Source organism: Spirosoma aerophilum, assembly GCF_054782495.1.
Genome location: NZ_BAAGSJ010000036.1, coordinates 407782 through 424253, shown reverse-complemented (window position 1 = coordinate 424253; position 16472 = coordinate 407782). Strand labels below are relative to the sequence as shown.

The window sequence follows — 16472 nt, the reverse complement described above, 5'->3', positions numbered from 1 at the left end:
CACGGACTTCAGTCCGTAGGTACAACTTACATTCACTTCCCCCTCAAAACCCGAATCACTTCCCGTGTCTCGTCCATTCGGGTTTTGAGGCCTTTCTTGTAATACCAGGCTCGGAACTCCGGGTTGTCGCTGTGCGTGTCTAGTTCCTTTTCCAGTTCGAGCAGGTACTGTTCACTTTGCAGCAGGTAACTCCCAACGGTTTCGGGATTTTGGAAACCGCCCCCATCGACACTGACATAAACGGGTGTCGTATGGGCGGCCTGCTTACCCGCACCATAGCAGCGGGCGGCCACCCATACGCCGTGCGTTAAAGCAGGAAAGTCGAGCGTAATGGTCAGATGGTCTACCGACTGCCCTGGATCATTTTTCGTAACCCGCCCGACAACCTTACCATGAACCACCAGTTCCAGGGCGTCGAGTGGCGTTTGTTTCGCCTGTCCGAATGCTTCGGCGTTTAGCGTCAGCGTCTCTCCTTTCGTGAGAGCCAGTCGGTCGCCGGGAATTGCCTTATTGGCTCTCAGATCAAGAATTGGACCGCTTGTCACAAAGGTATGACCCGCCTGCACAGCTGCTTTCCAGGCCGAATAACTGAACGGCTCATGCAGGTAGGTATAAAACCTGGCGTTGCCAATGCGGGCCGATTGCTCGGGCGGACCGTGGTCGTGGTCGTGCCCGCACCAGGGAAAGTCTGACCCCGCCGTGGCCGTCAGCGGGAAGCCCAGATCGAGCATCCGGTAATAGTTTTCGGTATGTAAGGGCTCATCCGATACGCAGTATTGCAGTAGTTCGAGCATGTCTACTTTACTCCGAAGCCCGTCGAGCGTTAGGCCCCGGTACCCATGAAAGGATTCGGCCTGATGCGCGTAGCCAGTCAGGCCACCCCGCTTGTGGAGTTCATCAAAGACCTTGTCGTAGTAATAATACTCCTGTTTGTAGCGTACCGAACCGGTGGCGCCGAACCCCAGTGCATGGCCCAATTCGGGGGTTCGGGGATCTTCCTGACCGGGCGTGAGCAGGTAGTTGCCCTGTTGGTAATTTCCGGCTGGGCCGAAAGCATATTGCGGGTAATACGTCTCCCAGAAATCACCCATTTTCAGAAGAACGCCCACATTGAGATCTTCAGCCTGAATCCAGCGCATCAACGCCTGATTCTCGCCCGGCGACCGTCGGATATGAATATGATCGTCGGCCGAGTACCAGCCCCGTGCCGCCATATTGATCCAGCGCGTCAGGGTATACGTTTTTCGAAGCACCTGCCCCGGCTTTACAACCAGCGTATGTTTCTGGTTAATGTATTCATTGCCTTTCATTAAGGACAACTCATAAGTTCCCGCTGGCAGGTCAAGAGTAAACTGCCCCGGCACATAAAACGAACTATCGGGCTGGTAGGCATATCCGTCGGCATGATCCCACAAGCCATACGACACCGCAGCCACCTGAATGGGCAGTGCCTTGACAATCCTGCCCGCCTGCGTTAGTCGGACACGAACGGGCGTGGCTTCACCGGTTTGTGCATCACGTACGTCAATACGAAGTGAGCCGGACGGTTTTCCCTGTGCACGGGAGTCATTCAGCGGAAACAGGCATAAAATGCCACACAGTAAACCAATGTATATATTGGCAAAACGAATTGTATTCCGATAGGCCGTCAGGCCTATTTGGCGTCCTTTTTGGCCTGACGGCCCACCGGAATACCATTCCAGTGTACAGCAACCATGTAAATAAGCGAACCCTATACGGAGCATACCGAAGACCGTGTGTATTTTTGTGCTATTTGCGGGTGATGACTCAAGTGATAAATACAACCCAACCGCTTTCTATACTGTATCAGGATACAGAACTGGTTGCCATTAATAAACCGCACGGCTTGCTGGTTCACCGGTCGATGATTGCCAGCGACGCCAGCGAATTCGCCGTTCAGCTCCTCCGCGACCAGTTGGGCCAGCGGGTTTATCCTGTTCACCGTCTCGACCGAAAAACGGCGGGCGCCCTCCTTTTCGCCCTCTCCGACTCCATGAACGCCATCATGCAGCAACAGTTTATGGATGGGGCCGTCCACAAGACCTACCTGGCCATTGTACGCGGCTACACCCCGGATGAGCTGACGATTGATTACCCTCTCCGCAAGGACGATGGCAACGGTAATCTAGGCATACTTCAGGAGGCTGTTACACACCTGAAAACCATCCAGCGAACGGAGGTTCCCCTACCCTCTGGCAAACATGCTACCTCCCGTTACTCACTGGTGGAGTTAACACCGACGACCGGCCGAATGCACCAGTTACGCAAACACATGGCCCACATCCTCCACCCCATCATCGGCGACCGGCCCCACGGCTGCAACAAGCAGAACAAGTTATTCAAGGAGCATTTCGAGATGAACACCATGCTGCTCCACGCGCAGCAGCTTCAGTTTACGCACCCAGTTTCAGAAGAAACCCTTACGATTACGGCCCCGTTTCAGGCGGAGTTTGAGCGGATGTTGGGGGAGCTGTTTGGGAAGAGAATTTAAAAACCTACTCCCCTAAAAGTAAAAAAATACGCCACCCTGCTTTTCCTTTTTCAATCCGTACAATATCTGTTTTCTTATGAATCAGTCAGATAACTCAACTCCGGGCCAGACGAATTCAGGCACCACACGACGGCAGTTTATGCAGTCGGGTGCCCTGGCTGCGGCAGGCTTTTTTATTGTGCCCCGCCATGTGCTGGGCGGCAAAGGTTTTATAGCACCCAGCGATAAACTCAATATTGCCGGGGTCGGCTTTGGTGGTAAAGGGTTTAGTGATACCAATAATTCGTATAACAACGGAGCCAATAACATGGTGGCCCTGTGCGACGTAGACTGGGGACTGGCCCGCGTGAAAGAAAATTTCACTAAGCACCCCAATGCTAAACGCTACAAGGACTTCCGGGAGATGCTGGATAAGGAAGGCAAAAACATTGACGCGGTAACCGTATCAACTGCCGACCATACCCACGCCGTTATTGCCATGGCCGCTATGCAGCGGGGCAAGCACGTGTATGTACAGAAGCCCCTGACGCACAATATCTATGAAGCGCGCATGCTCACCGAAGCAGCCCGTAAATACAAAGTGGTGACGCAGATGGGCAACCAGGGTTCCTCCAATCCACAGCAGAAGCAAATGGTGGAGTGGTTCGACAAAGGACTCATCGGCAACGTACATACCATCAACCTCTGGACCAACCGGCCCGTATGGCCGCAGGGTATTCCGGTACCACAACCCGCTTCCGAAACACCCGTCGATCTGGATTGGGATCTGTGGCTCGGACCCGCTCAAAAGGTTGGCTATACGCCGGCCTATCACCCCTTCAAATGGCGCGGCTGGTGGAATTTCGGTGCTGGTGCACTGGGCGATATTGGTTGCCACATCATGGACGTACCCTTCCGCGTGCTGGGACTTGGCTATCCAACCCAGGTCGAAACCAGTATCGGTCAGGTGTTCCTGAAAGACTGGACGCCCGAATACATTCCCGAAGGATGCCCACCGTCCTCACACGTTGAACTGAAATTCCCGGCTTCGAGCAAGAACAAGTCGGCGGTAACGCTGATTTGGGAGGATGGCGGTCTGCGGCCATTCCGTCCGGACATGCTGCCCGAAGGGGAAGCCATGCCCGAAAACGGCGAAAATGGTGTCATCATGCAGGGTGACAAAGGCATTATCGTTTGCGGTATGTATGGCGACAACCCACGGCTGTATACCAAGAGCGGAGAAAAATTGGTGGCGGCTCCCAAACCAACGGGCGGCTTACCCGAAAACGGCCACCAGGTGTTGTGGACAGAGGCTTGCAAAGCGGGCTTCAACAGCAAAGAACACAAGGCTCTCACGTCTTCGTTCGACTTTGCTGGTCCACTGACAGAGTCTGTTCTGATGGGCAACCTGGCCATTCGCAGCTATACCCTCCGGACACCCAAAGCCGATGGCAAGGGTTTTGACTACCCAGGACGCAAGCGACTGCTGTGGGATGGCAAAAACATGAAGATCACGAACATGGACGAAGCCAACCAGTTTGTTAAGCGCGAATACCGCCAGGGCTGGTCGTTAACGGCGTAGATTCTCGTAATTAATAAAATGGGTGGAGTGAGTGGAGGAGGTAAAGCTGTTGTTTACCTCCTCCACTCACTCCACCCATTTTACGTACTGCACCAAAAATTTTTCAATCAGATACTATGTGTACTCGATCGGGTTGGCAACCATTACGGCTTACTTTGCCAACTGGGCAATTTCCAGATTTTTTTAGGCGCACAAGATTATTCAGGTTTATCAAACCATAAAAAAGTGCGTCTATCTATCAGGCAGAATTTCCTAAAAAATTTCTGCCTGATAGATAGACGCACCTTACTTACTTCATTACTTCACTGACTTCACTAACAACGACTGCGCCATCGTCCGCAGGCGCCCGTGGGCTACATAGGCCCAGATCAGCAGCATGTACATCGAGAAATCCTGATAAGATACCGGGAAAGCCATGTTGTTGAAGTAATACCGGGTAGCGGTAAAGTCGAGTGTAGGGGTAAACCCAATGAGGTTTTCATAACCCAGCACGAGCGTTAGCCCAAGAGCGTAGAACAGGTAACCGGGCTTTCGGAACGCCCATAAAATACCGGCCAGGGCAGTAGCGCCAAAGCCAACATAATGCTTCCAGGTGAGCGACAAATCAGTTGTCGTTGCGACGTAAACAGAATACACCTGAACGGTTGTCAATACGGCCAGGATAAGTCCATAGCCGTAAAATTCTTTTAATTGAGCACGCTGCATAAATCAGATTGTTACGGGAAGAGATAAAGTACGAAAGATAAAAATACGTAAAATCCTCTATCCATATAGACTAACAATCGTTATTTTTTTGCTCGGCCCTCATTAAAAAATACAAATAATCCGTCTTTACCAGCCACAATAATGTCTTTTCGGCCGTTTTTGTGCAAGTCAGCCACAGCAAAATAAATTCCCGTTCCTTTGCCAACTCCCGCCGGACCATAGGCAATGTCATGCTTCACAAACTGTTTTTTTGAAGGATCCCAGGTGAAATAGTACAGACCAACGGGGTCCAGTTCACCGGGGTCTTTACCATTATGAGCCCGAAAGCGCTTACCGGTCAGTAACTCCGGACGACTATCGCCGGTAATATCGATCCATTCCAGACAGTGGTATTGGGAGTTTTTATCATCAATCAGGTGCTTCGTCCAGACGCGCTGGCCAGCTGCATCCCGAGTCTGCTCATACCAGTGTAAACCATAACTGTGCCCCTGCCCGACAATCAGGTCATTACGCTTGTCGCCGTTCACATCAGCTACGATGATAGGCACGCTGGCTGTACCGAATGAGAATTCCTTATGCAACGTCCACGGACCGGCCTCGCGGTTAGCGGGGGCTTCGAGCCAGCCATCGCTAACGATCAGATCGGCCCGACCGTCGCCATTGATATCGCCAAAGCCAAGGCCATGCCCCTGCGTAGGAGCTACCGTAATGGTTTTAAAGACGCCCGGACTTACAAGTTTTATGTACTTGAGCGGGTGGTTCGGGTTGTTGGGTACAATATCAACGGTACCATCGCCATCAACATCCCAGGCACGGGTCGTTTCAACATTACCAACCTTACCAATCTCGTGCGATGGCCACGTAGCCCCTTTCTTACCCGGATTTTCAACCCAGCGCAGTGTTTGATCAAACCAGCCACCGGTTATAAAATCAAGTCGCCCATCGCCATTGACATCCAGCGGAATGGTAGAAAAATCATCGTAATACTGATCTTTTCGGGGTTCATTGCCAATCAGGTGCCGGTTCCAGAACGTAGGGCCTTCATACCAGAAATCTCCGGATACCAGGTCGAGCGTGTCATCATTGTCGACATCGAACACGCCAACTGATTCATAACTCTCGGCAGCCACAAAATGGCGGCTAAACCGAAGACCGGGTTCGGGAGCAACAGCAGCTGCCAGAACGAACAGGGCAACCAGACTGCAAAGCGTACGTAGCATACACAGGTGTGTTTTAGCTGATTAAAGTCAAAGGCTATAAATCCCTACTTTCAACACGCATCCCCAGACTTTACTTAGGGGTGTGAAGACGCTTTAAAGAATCAGATACTACTCATAAACTAACCTATAAAGAACATAGGTTAAATTACTCATTTTAAGTTTGGCAATAAGTTTTTAGCGGCAAGGTTTCATTTCTGAAGATTCTGATGCTTAACAGATGTTTTCCTTACTATTATTTTTTAATTATTTTCTAATGTGATATGAGTAGTTAAGCACAGGTAGATGTTTTTTCTATAAATATTGCAATTAAGTACAATTTTTACATCCGCTTAATTCTCTACCTATAACTTTTATTCATTTTTGTATGAAGAAACACTTACCTCCACAAGTCAGGTTGACCAGACCGTTCAGGACAGTAACTACTCAACTGTTGCTTGCGGCTCTGTGTGCAACATTTACTTACGCAAAAGACCCGCTTAGTGTTAAACCGCTTCTCATTCAACCAACTGCATCTGCCGACCGAACGTTAACCGGTCGGGTTACCGATGAGAAAGATGAAGCCTTACCGGGTGTAAGTGTAATCCTGAAAGGAACCCAGCGTGGAACCGTTACCGATGCCGATGGCCGGTATAGGGTGGAAATTCCCACGGGTGGTGCCACACTCGTTTTCTCGTTTGTTGGATATGTGCCACAGGAAGTACGCATTGGCAACCAGACATCGCTCAACATAAGCCTCAAAGCGGATAGCAAAGTGCTGGACGAGATCGTGGTTATCGGTTACGGTACCGCCAAAAAGTCTGACCTTACCGGTGCTGTCACCAGCGTCAAGGAAGCACAACTTCAGGAACGCCCCACGTCCTCCCTCAACCAGGCACTATCGGGCCGCATGCCGGGGGTGCAGGTCAACACCAACTCGGGACGACCCGGCGGACGAACCACCGTCCGGATCCGCGGTTTCAGCTCTATCAACTCCTCCAACAACCCCCTCTATGTGGTGGATGGCGTCATGCTGCCCCAGGGTACCGGCGATCAGTTCAGCAACCCCATCGACTACATCAACCCCAACGACATCGTCAACGTCGAGGTCCTCAAAGATGCCTCTTCGACGGCCATCTACGGAGCTCGGGGTGCCAACGGCGTTATCCTGGTCTCGACCCGTAAAGGAAAGGCTGGCGAAAGCCGGGTCACCTACGATGGTCAGTTCAGCGTCAACACCATCGGACCCAACAAGCCAAAAGTCCTCAATGCCAAAGAGTATCTGGCTACCGAAGATCTGGCTTACGCCAACATGGCCAAATATGACCCCGTGGGCTGGGCCGCTGGCAAGTGGTCCTATCTGGACCCCAAAGTACGCCGGGCCGCGTTCAGTGCCGCCCGCCCTGGTGTGTTCGATGCTAACCTGAATCCGCTTTACGACACCGACTGGTTCAAAGAATCGTCGCAGAACACCTTATCCCAGAACCACCAGTTGGGTTTCAGTGGGGGTAACGAGCGGACCCAGTACTCGCTCTCGCTCAACTACCGCGACGATCAGGGGCTGATCAAAACCTCCTACATGAAGCGTTACTCGGGCCGTTTCTCGATTGATGATCAGGTCAAGAGCTGGCTCAAGATCGGCGGTACGCTGAGCTACAACAATCAGTCCGAAAACCTGGTAGACGTCAACGATGCCGTGGCCCGTCAGATCGTGGAAGATTTCCCGTTCCTGCCCGTTACTTACCCGACTACCGGGATCTATGCTGAAAACCGGGACTACCCCTTTGCCGAAGGAACCATGAGCTCGGTGCACCGACTGATGGACCGTCGGTACATTCAGAATACGCAGACCACGCTGGGTAGCTTATTCACCAACATCACCTTAGGCAAAGGGCTGGAGATGCGCACGGTATTGGGTGCCAATATCCAGACCCAGGAGATCAACCAGTCGCAGACCCGTACGCTCAACATTGGTGGTAACGGCAACGCATCGACTAACAACAATAAGACCTCTTTCTGGTCGCTGGAACACTACCTGACCTACAACAAGCAGTTCGGTCAGGACCACTCCTTCACGGGTCTGTTGGGTCTGTCGTGGCAGGAAACCAACACCTTTGGCATCGGCGCCAGCGTGAGCGGCTTTGCTACCGACTACTTCGGTTTTAACAACTTAGGGGCGGGTGCAACAAACCCATCGGTTAGCTCGGGCGCGTCGCGTTTTGCCTTTAACTCGTACTTCGGCCGGATCAACTACGGCTACAAGAACAAGTATCTCTTCACGGCAACGGGCCGGGCCGATGGGTCTTCCAAGTTCGGGGAAAATTACAAGTTTGCCTTCTTCCCCTCGGCGGCTCTGGCCTGGCGGGTATCGGAAGAGGATTTCCTCAAAGGCAACCAGGTTATCTCCAACCTGAAAATCCGCGCCAGCTATGGTCTGACGGGTAACTCCGAGATTCCGCCGTATCAGTCACTGTCATTGCTCAGCTCGAACTATTCGACGATCTACAACGACGGCCGCGTTGGTGGTACGGGTATCAGCCGTCTGGCTAACCCCGACCTGCGCTGGGAAAAAACTGCTCAGACCGATGTGGGTCTTGAGATTGCATTTCTCAAAGGACGCATCTCGCTGGAAGCGGACTACTACTATCGTCTGACGACCGACATGCTCCTGGACGCTCCCGTTCCTCAGTCGAGCGGCTATGCCACCATCCGGCGTAACGTGGGTTCGATGGAGAACAAAGGATTTGAATTCGGCTTAAACACGGTGAACGTCAACCGCGGCACCTTCAGCTGGAACACCTCCTTCAACATCTCGCTCAACCGCAACAAAGTGCTGTCGCTGGCCACGCCTTCGGATATCTTCAACGTAGGTGGTCCGAACTTTACCAACCCCACGAACGTGATCCGGGTGGGCGAATCGGTTGGTTCCTTCTGGGGTCTGACCCGTTTGGGTATCTGGAGTGAAGCCGAGCGCGAAGAAGCCGCTAAGTTTACCAGCTACCGCAACGGTCTGACCATTCTGCCCGGCGATATCAAGTACCTCGATGTCAATGGCGACAAAGCCATCACCGATGCTGACCGCAGCATCATTGGCAACGGCAGTCCGAAGGGCTGGGGGGCGATGACCAACAACATCCGCGTTGGCAACTTCGATGCTACCCTGGAGCTTCAGTACATGTTCGGTAACGACGTAATGCTGATGAACCTGCACCCCAGCGAAGACCGTCAGGCCCTGGCCAACAGCTATTCTTCGGTGCTAAACGCCTGGACGCCCACCAACCAGAACACCATGGTTGCCGAGGTTCGGGATACGCGGGCTGGTTACGTGACCAACGTGGACAGCCACTGGATTAAGAGCGGTTCGTTCCTGCGGGGTCGTAACCTGCTGTTTGGTTACACCTTCCCGGCTGCAGTAACCAACAAGCTCAAAATGAACCGCCTGCGCCTATATGTATCGGCACAGAACTTCTTCCTGTCCGTCGAAGACCCCATTGTAGGCGATCCGGAAGTTACGCCAACCAACCAGGGAGCCGGCAACAGTGCCTTTTCTCAGGGTATGATCTGGCATAACTACCCCAAACCAACCACCTACATGCTGGGTCTTCAGATTGGCCTGTAATTTACTTAACTGACATTTCATAGTATGAGACATACATTCGCAAAACACATCAGCCGTGCTTTACTGGTTGGCGTAGCCCTGACCGGGCCCATCGGCTGCACCGAATTCCTTAAAGAACAGGCTCCTTCCAATCTGACGCCTACCAGCTTTTACACCATTCCCGACCATGCAGAAGCGGCTCTGGCCTCTACCTACGCCACGTTACGGTTCATGGGCGACGGAGCCGGGATCTTCTCCAGCAACTGGCAGTTGCTGGAAGCCCTGACGGGAACCTCTACTACGGAGACGGCCCAGAACTCCGACCTGAATAACCTGTACGGGTTAGTACATGATGGTAACACGGCCCATGTAGTCAACTACTGGAACGGCCTCTACCGGGTTATCGCCAACGCGAACCTGGTGCTGGATAAGGTGCCAGGCATCACACCGATGGATGCGGCTCAGAAAACCAAGATTCTGGGGGAAGCTCGCTTCCTACGCGCTTCGGCTTACTTTACAGCGGTGCGACTATGGGGTAATATTCCTTTAATCACCAAGCCACAGACGGCCTCGTCGGACGATTTCCAACCCACACGGGCAGCCCAGGAAGATGTATACAAAGTAATTGTCGAAGACCTGCTGGCCGCTGAATCGGCTGGATTGGCGTGGATGGATGTGAGTGGTCGGGTTAATCTGGCAGCGGTCAAAACCCAGTTAGCTAAAGTGTACCTGACCATGGCGGGATTCCCCCTTAACAAAGGCGCGTCGCACTACAAACTGGCGGCTGATAAAGCCTTCGAGGTCATTACCTATGCCAACGCCAACCCTTCGGTGATCAACCTCTTCACAAATTATGAAGATGTCCATCGCGAAAGCACCGAGAACCGAGTTGAGCACTTGTTCATGCTCCAGTACAACACGACTGTGGCCGGTAACCCTATGGATAACTTCTTTCCGAACTTCAAGCCTGTTACCTTCAACGGGCCGGGAGGTACCGGTAGCTCCGTGCCGACAGCGGCTTTCTACAACTCGTATGAGCCGGGCGATCTGCGGACTAAAGATCAGGCGGGGTATTTCTACACCACCTACTTTACCAACGGCAACGGAGCGCCTTTCTCCTTAGGCGCACCTTATGTGTTCAAGCACTTCAACCGTACCTCCAGCGGAACGGCCGGCGTAGCCGGAACTCGTCAGAACAACCTCAACGTGCCCCAGATCCGTTACGCCGAAACGCTGCTGATCTACGCCGAAGCGCAGAACGAAGTGGGTGGCCCTACTCAGGCGGCCTACGATGCCTTCAAGCGGATTCGGGACCGGGCTACGCTGACCACTCCGGCGCCGGGTACCTACACTCAGGCTACCATGCGGGAAGCGGTATGGCGGGAGCGCTGGCGCGAACTGTGCTATGAGCAGATCACCTGGTTCGATATGGTCCGGTTACGGAAAGTTTACAACGAGAAGACTAACGGCTTCGACAACTTTGTGGGTCACATTAACTTGAGCTCGAATCAGGCTTTGCAGGAGAAGCACCTGTTGCTGCCTCTTCCAAGACAGGAGTTGTTGAACAACCCTAACCTGAAAACTCAGAACCCAGGTTACCCAGGCGTGTAGGTTTACTGGAGTAGTTCTTTTTACCATTGCTGAAGGCCTCGATCATGTACACATGATCGAGGCCTTTTTTATGCTGCCTATCAGGCATTTAATTGCATAGACTCTCTACTTTTCTGATAGGAATACCTATTCAATTGGGCTTGTTAGGCTATTTTATCTAAAAGTAAGCCCAGTTTCTTCTTATCTGAACAAGCCTAAACTAACTTACCATTACTTAACAAATAATACTCATATGTATTAGAGCAATAATTACTATTAAATTTATTTAATAAGTATAAATACTAATGCCATTTTTTTAATAAGATTTAAACTATTAATTAATTTTTTTCTAATCTAAATGAGTAGTTAATATCCATAAGTTATTTTTCCCCTAGATATTTACCATATCATCTATTTTTCTTTCCATTTTAACTTCAAACCGTTACCCTCAGGTAACTTTTTTATGGCAAAACTCTTACCACCTAAACTCCTGTCCGATAGGTTAATTAGAGTTTCAAGCACTCAATTACTATTGGCAGCTTTGTGTGTTAGTTTTACTTATGCAGGAAAGCCTGTTAATCCGAAGTTATCTGTCCATCAATCCGTAAAGGTGGCTGACCGTACACTCACAGGTCGTGTTACCGACGAAAAGTCAGAAGGACTTCCGGGTGTAAGTGTAATCCTGAAAGGAACCCAGCGCGGAACCGTTACCGATGCCGACGGACAATATAAAATCGACGTACCCGATGGCTCCTCTACCCTGGTGTTCTCGTTTGTCGGGTATCTGCCGCAGGAAGTGAATGTTGGCAATCAGACGTCAATAAGCGTCAGCCTTAAAACGGACAGCAAAGTATTGGACGAGATTGTCGTGATCGGTTACGGTACAACTCGGAAGTCTGACCTTACCGGGGCTGTTACAGGTGTGAAAGAAGCGCAGTTGCAGGAACGCCCCGCCCCTTCGCTGAACCAGGCACTTTCAGGCCGCATGCCGGGGGTGCAGGTCAACACCAACTCGGGACGACCCGGCGGACGAACCACCGTCCGGATCCGCGGTTTCAGCTCCATCAACTCTTCCAACAACCCCCTCTATGTGGTGGATGGCGTCATGCTGCCCCAGGGTACCGGTGACCAATTCAGCAACCCCATCGACTACATCAACCCCAACGATATCGTGAACGTCGAGGTCCTTAAGGATGCCTCTTCGACGGCCATCTACGGAGCTCGGGGTGCCAACGGCGTTATCCTGGTACAAACCCGTAAAGGGAAAGCCGGTGAAAGCCGCGTTACGTACGACAGTCAGTTCAGCGTTAACACCATCGGACCCAACAAACCCAAGGTGCTGAATGCCAAAGAGTATCTGGCTACCGAAGATCTGGCTTACGCCAACATGGCTAAATATGACCCCGTGGGCTGGGCTGCCGGCAAGTGGTCGTATCTGGACCCCAAAGTACGCCGGGCCGCGTTCAGTGCCGCCCGCCCTGGTGTGTTCGATGCTAACCTGAATCCGCTTTACGACACCGACTGGTTCAAAGAATCGTCGCAGAACACCTTATCCCAGAACCACCAGTTGGGTTTCAGTGGGGGTAACGAGCGGACCCAGTACTCGCTCTCGCTCAACTACCGCGACGATCAGGGGCTGATCAAAACCTCCTACATGAAGCGTTACTCGGGCCGTTTCTCGATTGATGATCAGGTCAAAAGCTGGCTCAAGATTGGTGGAACCATGAGCTACAACTACCAGACGGAAAACCTGGTGGACATTAACGATGCCGTAGCCCGACAGATCGTGGAAGACTTCCCCTTCCTACCTGTTCGTTACCCCGACACGGGTGTATTCGCCGAGAACCGCGACTACCCGTATGCCGAAGGAACCATGAGTTCGGTGCACCGACTGATGGACCGCAAGTATATCCAAAACACACAAACGATTCTGGGCAGCTTGTTTACCAACATTACCTTCGGTAAAGGCCTGGAGATGCGCACCGTCCTGGGCACCAATATCCAGACCCAGGAGATCAACCAGTCGCAGACTCGTACGCTCAACATCGGCAACAACGGTAACGCATCGGCGAATAATAACCGTCAGAATTTCTGGTCGCTGGAGAACTACCTGACCTATAACAAGCAGTTCGGTCAGGACCACTCCTTCACGGGGTTGCTGGGTCTGTCGTGGCAGGAAACCAACACCTTTGGCATCGGCGCCAGTGTGAGCGGTTTTGCCACCGACTACTTCGGTTTTAACAACCTGGGAGCCGGGGCGATTAACCCCGGGGTGAGCTCAGGCGCGTCGCGCTTTGCCTTTAACTCGTATTTCGGCCGGATCAACTACGGCTACAAGAACAAGTATCTCTTCACGGCAACGGGCCGGGCCGACGGATCCTCGAAGTTCGGGGAAAACCACAAGTTTGCGTTCTTCCCCTCGGCGGCTCTGGCCTGGCGGGTATCGGAAGAGGATTTCCTCAAAGGCAACCAGGTCATCTCCAACCTGAAAGTCCGCGCCAGTTATGGTCTGACGGGTAACTCCGAAATTCCACCTTACTCTTCGCTCTCCCTGTTGAGTTCGAACTATTCGACTATTTACAACGATACAAGAGTGAGTGGCACAGGCATTAACCGTCTGGCTAACCCTGACCTGCGCTGGGAGAAGACCGCTCAAACGGATGTAGGTTTGGAGATCGGTTTCCTCAAAGGACGCATCTCGCTGGAAGCTGACTACTACTACCGCCTGACGACCGACATGCTGCTGGACGCTCCCGTTCCTCAGTCGAGCGGTTACGCCACTATCCGACGCAACATCGGCTCGATGGAGAACAAAGGTTTCGAGTTTGGCCTGAACACAGTCAACGTCAACCGCGGCACCTTCAGTTGGAATACCTCCTTCAACATCTCGCTTAACCAGAACAAAGTCCTCTCGCTGGCGACGCCTTCTGACATCTTCAACGTAGGTGGTCCGAACTTTACCAACCCAACCAACGTGATCCGTATTGGGGAACCAGTAGGTTCATTCTGGGGGCTGACACGTGTAGGTATCTGGAGTGAGGCCGAGCGGGAAGAAGCCGCCAAGTTCACCAGCTACCGTAACGGTCTGACTATTCTGCCCGGCGACATCAAGTACCTCGATGTTAACGGCGACAAAGCCATTACCGATGCTGACCGCAGCATCATTGGCAACGGTAGCCCCAAAGGCTGGGGTGCTATGACCAACAACATCCGGGTGGGTAACTTCGATGCTACCCTGGAACTTCAGTACATGTTCGGCAACAAAGTAATGATGATGAATCTGCACGCCAGCGAAGACCGTCAGGCCCTGGCCAACAGCTATTCATCCGTACTCGATGCCTGGACACCTACCAACCAGAGTAGCCAGATTGCCGAAGTGCGCGACACACGGGCTGGTTATGTAACCAACGTGGATAGCCACTGGATCAAGAATGGCTCATTCCTGCGGGGCCGTAACCTGCTGTTTGGCTATACGCTTCCTGCCAATATCACCAATAAGCTGAAACTAAACCGGTTACGCGTATACGCATCAGCACAAAATTTCTTCCTGCTGCTGGAAGATCCTATCGTTGGCGATCCTGAGGTTACGCCAACCAACCAGGGTACCGGAAACAGCGCCTTCTCGCAAGGTATGATCTGGCACAATTACCCTAAACCAACCACTTACCTTCTGGGCCTTCAGATTGGTTTGTAATTTAATTAACTGACATTCTATAGTATGAGACATACAATCGCAAAACACATCAGCCGGGCTTTACTGGTGGGTGTAGCCCTGACCGGCCCCATAGGCTGTACTGAATTCCTCAAGGAACAGGCCCCGTCCAACTTAACGACGAACAACTTCTATACGATTCCTGACCACGCGGAAGCGGGTTTGGCTTCGGTCTACGCCAGCCTTCGGTTCATGGGCGACGGAGCGGGCATCTTCTCCAGCAACTGGCAGTTGCTGGAAGCCCTGACGGGAACCTCCACTACGGAAACGGCTCAGAACTCCGACCTCAACAACCTGTATAGTCTGGTGCACGATGGGAATACAGCTCACGTGGTCAACTACTGGAACGGCCTCTACCGGGTTATCGCCAATGCCAATCAGGTGCTGGACCGGGTTCCGGCCATCACGCCAATGGATGCGGCTCAGAAAGCCAAGATTCTGGGTGAAACCCGATTCCTGCGGGCTACAGCTTACTTCACGGCCGTTCAATTGTGGGGCGACATTCCGTTAATTACAACCCCTCAATCGGCGGCATCGGCGGATTTCTTACCCGCACGTGCCTCGAAGGAAGATGTGTACAAACTGATCGTCGATGATTTGATAGCGGCTGAAGCCTCGGGGCTGGCGTGGATGGATGCCAGTGGCCGGGTTAATCTGGCTGCGGTCAAAACCCAGCTCGCTAAAGTGTACCTCACCATGGCCGGTTTCCCCCTTAATAAAGGCGCGTCGCACTACAAACTGGCGGCTGATAAAGCCTTCGAGGTCATTACCTATGCCAACGCCAACCCCTCGGTGATCAACCTCTTCACCACCTACGAAGACGTGCACCGGGAAAGTACCAAGAACCGCGTCGAGCATCTGTTCATGCTCCAGTACAACACCCTGGTAGCGGGTAACCCCATGGACAACTTTTACCCCAACTTCAAGCCCGTTACTTACAACGGACCCGGGGGAACGGGTAGCTCGGTACCGACAACAGCGTTCTACAACTCGTATGAGCCGGGCGATCTGCGGGCCAAAGACCAAGTGGGGTATTTCTACACCACCTATTATACCAACGGCAACGGCGCTCCTTTCTCGTTAGGTGCACCCTACGTGTTCAAGCACTTCAACCGCACGGCCAATGGCACAGCGGGTGTGGCCGGCTCACGTCAGAACAACCTCAACGTGCCCCAGATCCGCTATGCCGAAACGCTGCTGATCTACGCCGAAGCGCAGAATGAAGTGGGTGGTCCTACTCAGGCGGCTTACGATGCCTTCAAACGCATTCGGGACCGGGCTACGCTGACCACTCCTGCCCTGGGCAGCTACACCCAGGCTACTTTCCGGGAAGCCGTTTGGCGGGAGCGCTGGCATGAGCTCTGCTACGAGCAGATCACCTGGTTCGACATGGTCCGGTTACGGAAAGTCTACAATGAGACCACCAATGGTTTCGACAACTTTGTGGGTCACGTGAACAAGAGCTCGAATCAGGCCTTGCAGGAGAAGCACCTGCTGCTGCCTATTCCAAAACAGGAACTGTTGAACAACCCTAACCTGAAAACTCAGAACCCAGGTTACCCAGGCGTTTAACGGACGAGTGATATATGCAAAAAAGC

General features: G+C 52.5%; 9 protein-coding genes. 6 read left to right on the top strand and 3 right to left on the bottom strand.

Annotated elements, in window-relative coordinates; all coding sequences use genetic code 11:
• Positions 1-32: 32 nt before the first annotated feature.
• Positions 33-1745, bottom strand: a complete 1713-nt coding sequence (locus ACYVK4_RS29655; RefSeq protein WP_461131205.1) for a CehA/McbA family metallohydrolase — start codon at positions 1743-1745, stop codon at positions 33-35.
• Positions 1746-1783: 38 nt separating this feature from the next.
• On the opposite strand from ACYVK4_RS29655, the gene ACYVK4_RS29650 reads away from it, so the two are divergent.
• Complete coding sequence (locus ACYVK4_RS29650; RefSeq protein WP_461131204.1) at positions 1784-2512, top strand: pseudouridine synthase; 729 nt, start codon at positions 1784-1786, stop codon at positions 2510-2512.
• 76 nt (positions 2513-2588) lie between these two features.
• The gene (locus ACYVK4_RS29645; protein ID WP_461131203.1) at positions 2589-4073 is read left to right on the top strand and encodes a Gfo/Idh/MocA family protein; all 1485 of its coding nucleotides are present in this window, start codon (positions 2589-2591) and stop codon (positions 4071-4073) included.
• Between the two features lie 297 nt (positions 4074-4370).
• Here the strand turns inward: ACYVK4_RS29645 and ACYVK4_RS29640 are convergent, their stop codons facing one another.
• Entirely contained in the window at positions 4371-4778 is a 408-nt protein-coding gene (locus ACYVK4_RS29640; protein WP_461131202.1) for a hypothetical protein, read from the bottom strand.
• 80 nt (positions 4779-4858) lie between these two features.
• Positions 4859-5998 (bottom strand): FG-GAP repeat domain-containing protein, encoded by a 1140-nt coding sequence (locus ACYVK4_RS29635; protein WP_461131201.1) that lies wholly within the window; start codon positions 5996-5998, stop codon positions 4859-4861.
• Positions 5999-6362: 364 nt separating this feature from the next.
• Between ACYVK4_RS29635 and ACYVK4_RS29630 the strand changes: the two genes are divergently transcribed.
• From ACYVK4_RS29630 to ACYVK4_RS29615, 4 genes are all read left to right on the top strand, one after another.
• Complete coding sequence (locus ACYVK4_RS29630; RefSeq protein ID WP_461131200.1) at positions 6363-9593, top strand: SusC/RagA family TonB-linked outer membrane protein; 3231 nt, start codon at positions 6363-6365, stop codon at positions 9591-9593.
• A 24-nt stretch (positions 9594-9617) separates the two neighbouring features.
• Entirely contained in the window at positions 9618-11183 is a 1566-nt protein-coding gene (locus ACYVK4_RS29625) for a RagB/SusD family nutrient uptake outer membrane protein (RefSeq protein WP_461131199.1), read from the top strand.
• 442 nt (positions 11184-11625) lie between these two features.
• Positions 11626-14856, top strand: a complete 3231-nt coding sequence (locus ACYVK4_RS29620; protein ID WP_461131198.1) for a SusC/RagA family TonB-linked outer membrane protein — start codon at positions 11626-11628, stop codon at positions 14854-14856.
• A 24-nt stretch (positions 14857-14880) separates the two neighbouring features.
• A complete protein-coding gene (locus tag ACYVK4_RS29615) occupies positions 14881-16446 on the top strand; it encodes a RagB/SusD family nutrient uptake outer membrane protein (protein WP_461131197.1) in 1566 nt (521 codons plus the stop codon).
• Positions 16447-16472 lie beyond the last annotated feature (26 nt).

What these genes read in the sequence shown, in the direction of transcription:
- ACYVK4_RS29655 (WP_461131205.1), bottom strand. Translation starts at nt 1,745, where the DNA reads ATGCTCCGTATAGGGTTCGCTTATTTACATGGTTGCTGTACACTGGAA.
- ACYVK4_RS29650 (WP_461131204.1), top strand. Translation starts at nt 1,784, where the DNA reads ATGACTCAAGTGATAAATACAACCCAACCGCTTTCTATACTGTATCAG.
- ACYVK4_RS29645 (WP_461131203.1), top strand. Translation starts at nt 2,589, where the DNA reads ATGAATCAGTCAGATAACTCAACTCCGGGCCAGACGAATTCAGGCACC.
- ACYVK4_RS29640 (WP_461131202.1), bottom strand. Translation starts at nt 4,778, where the DNA reads ATGCAGCGTGCTCAATTAAAAGAATTTTACGGCTATGGACTTATCCTG.
- ACYVK4_RS29635 (WP_461131201.1), bottom strand. Translation starts at nt 5,998, where the DNA reads ATGCTACGTACGCTTTGCAGTCTGGTTGCCCTGTTCGTTCTGGCAGCT.
- ACYVK4_RS29630 (WP_461131200.1), top strand. Translation starts at nt 6,363, where the DNA reads ATGAAGAAACACTTACCTCCACAAGTCAGGTTGACCAGACCGTTCAGG.
- ACYVK4_RS29625 (WP_461131199.1), top strand. Translation starts at nt 9,618, where the DNA reads ATGAGACATACATTCGCAAAACACATCAGCCGTGCTTTACTGGTTGGC.
- ACYVK4_RS29620 (WP_461131198.1), top strand. Translation starts at nt 11,626, where the DNA reads ATGGCAAAACTCTTACCACCTAAACTCCTGTCCGATAGGTTAATTAGA.
- ACYVK4_RS29615 (WP_461131197.1), top strand. Translation starts at nt 14,881, where the DNA reads ATGAGACATACAATCGCAAAACACATCAGCCGGGCTTTACTGGTGGGT.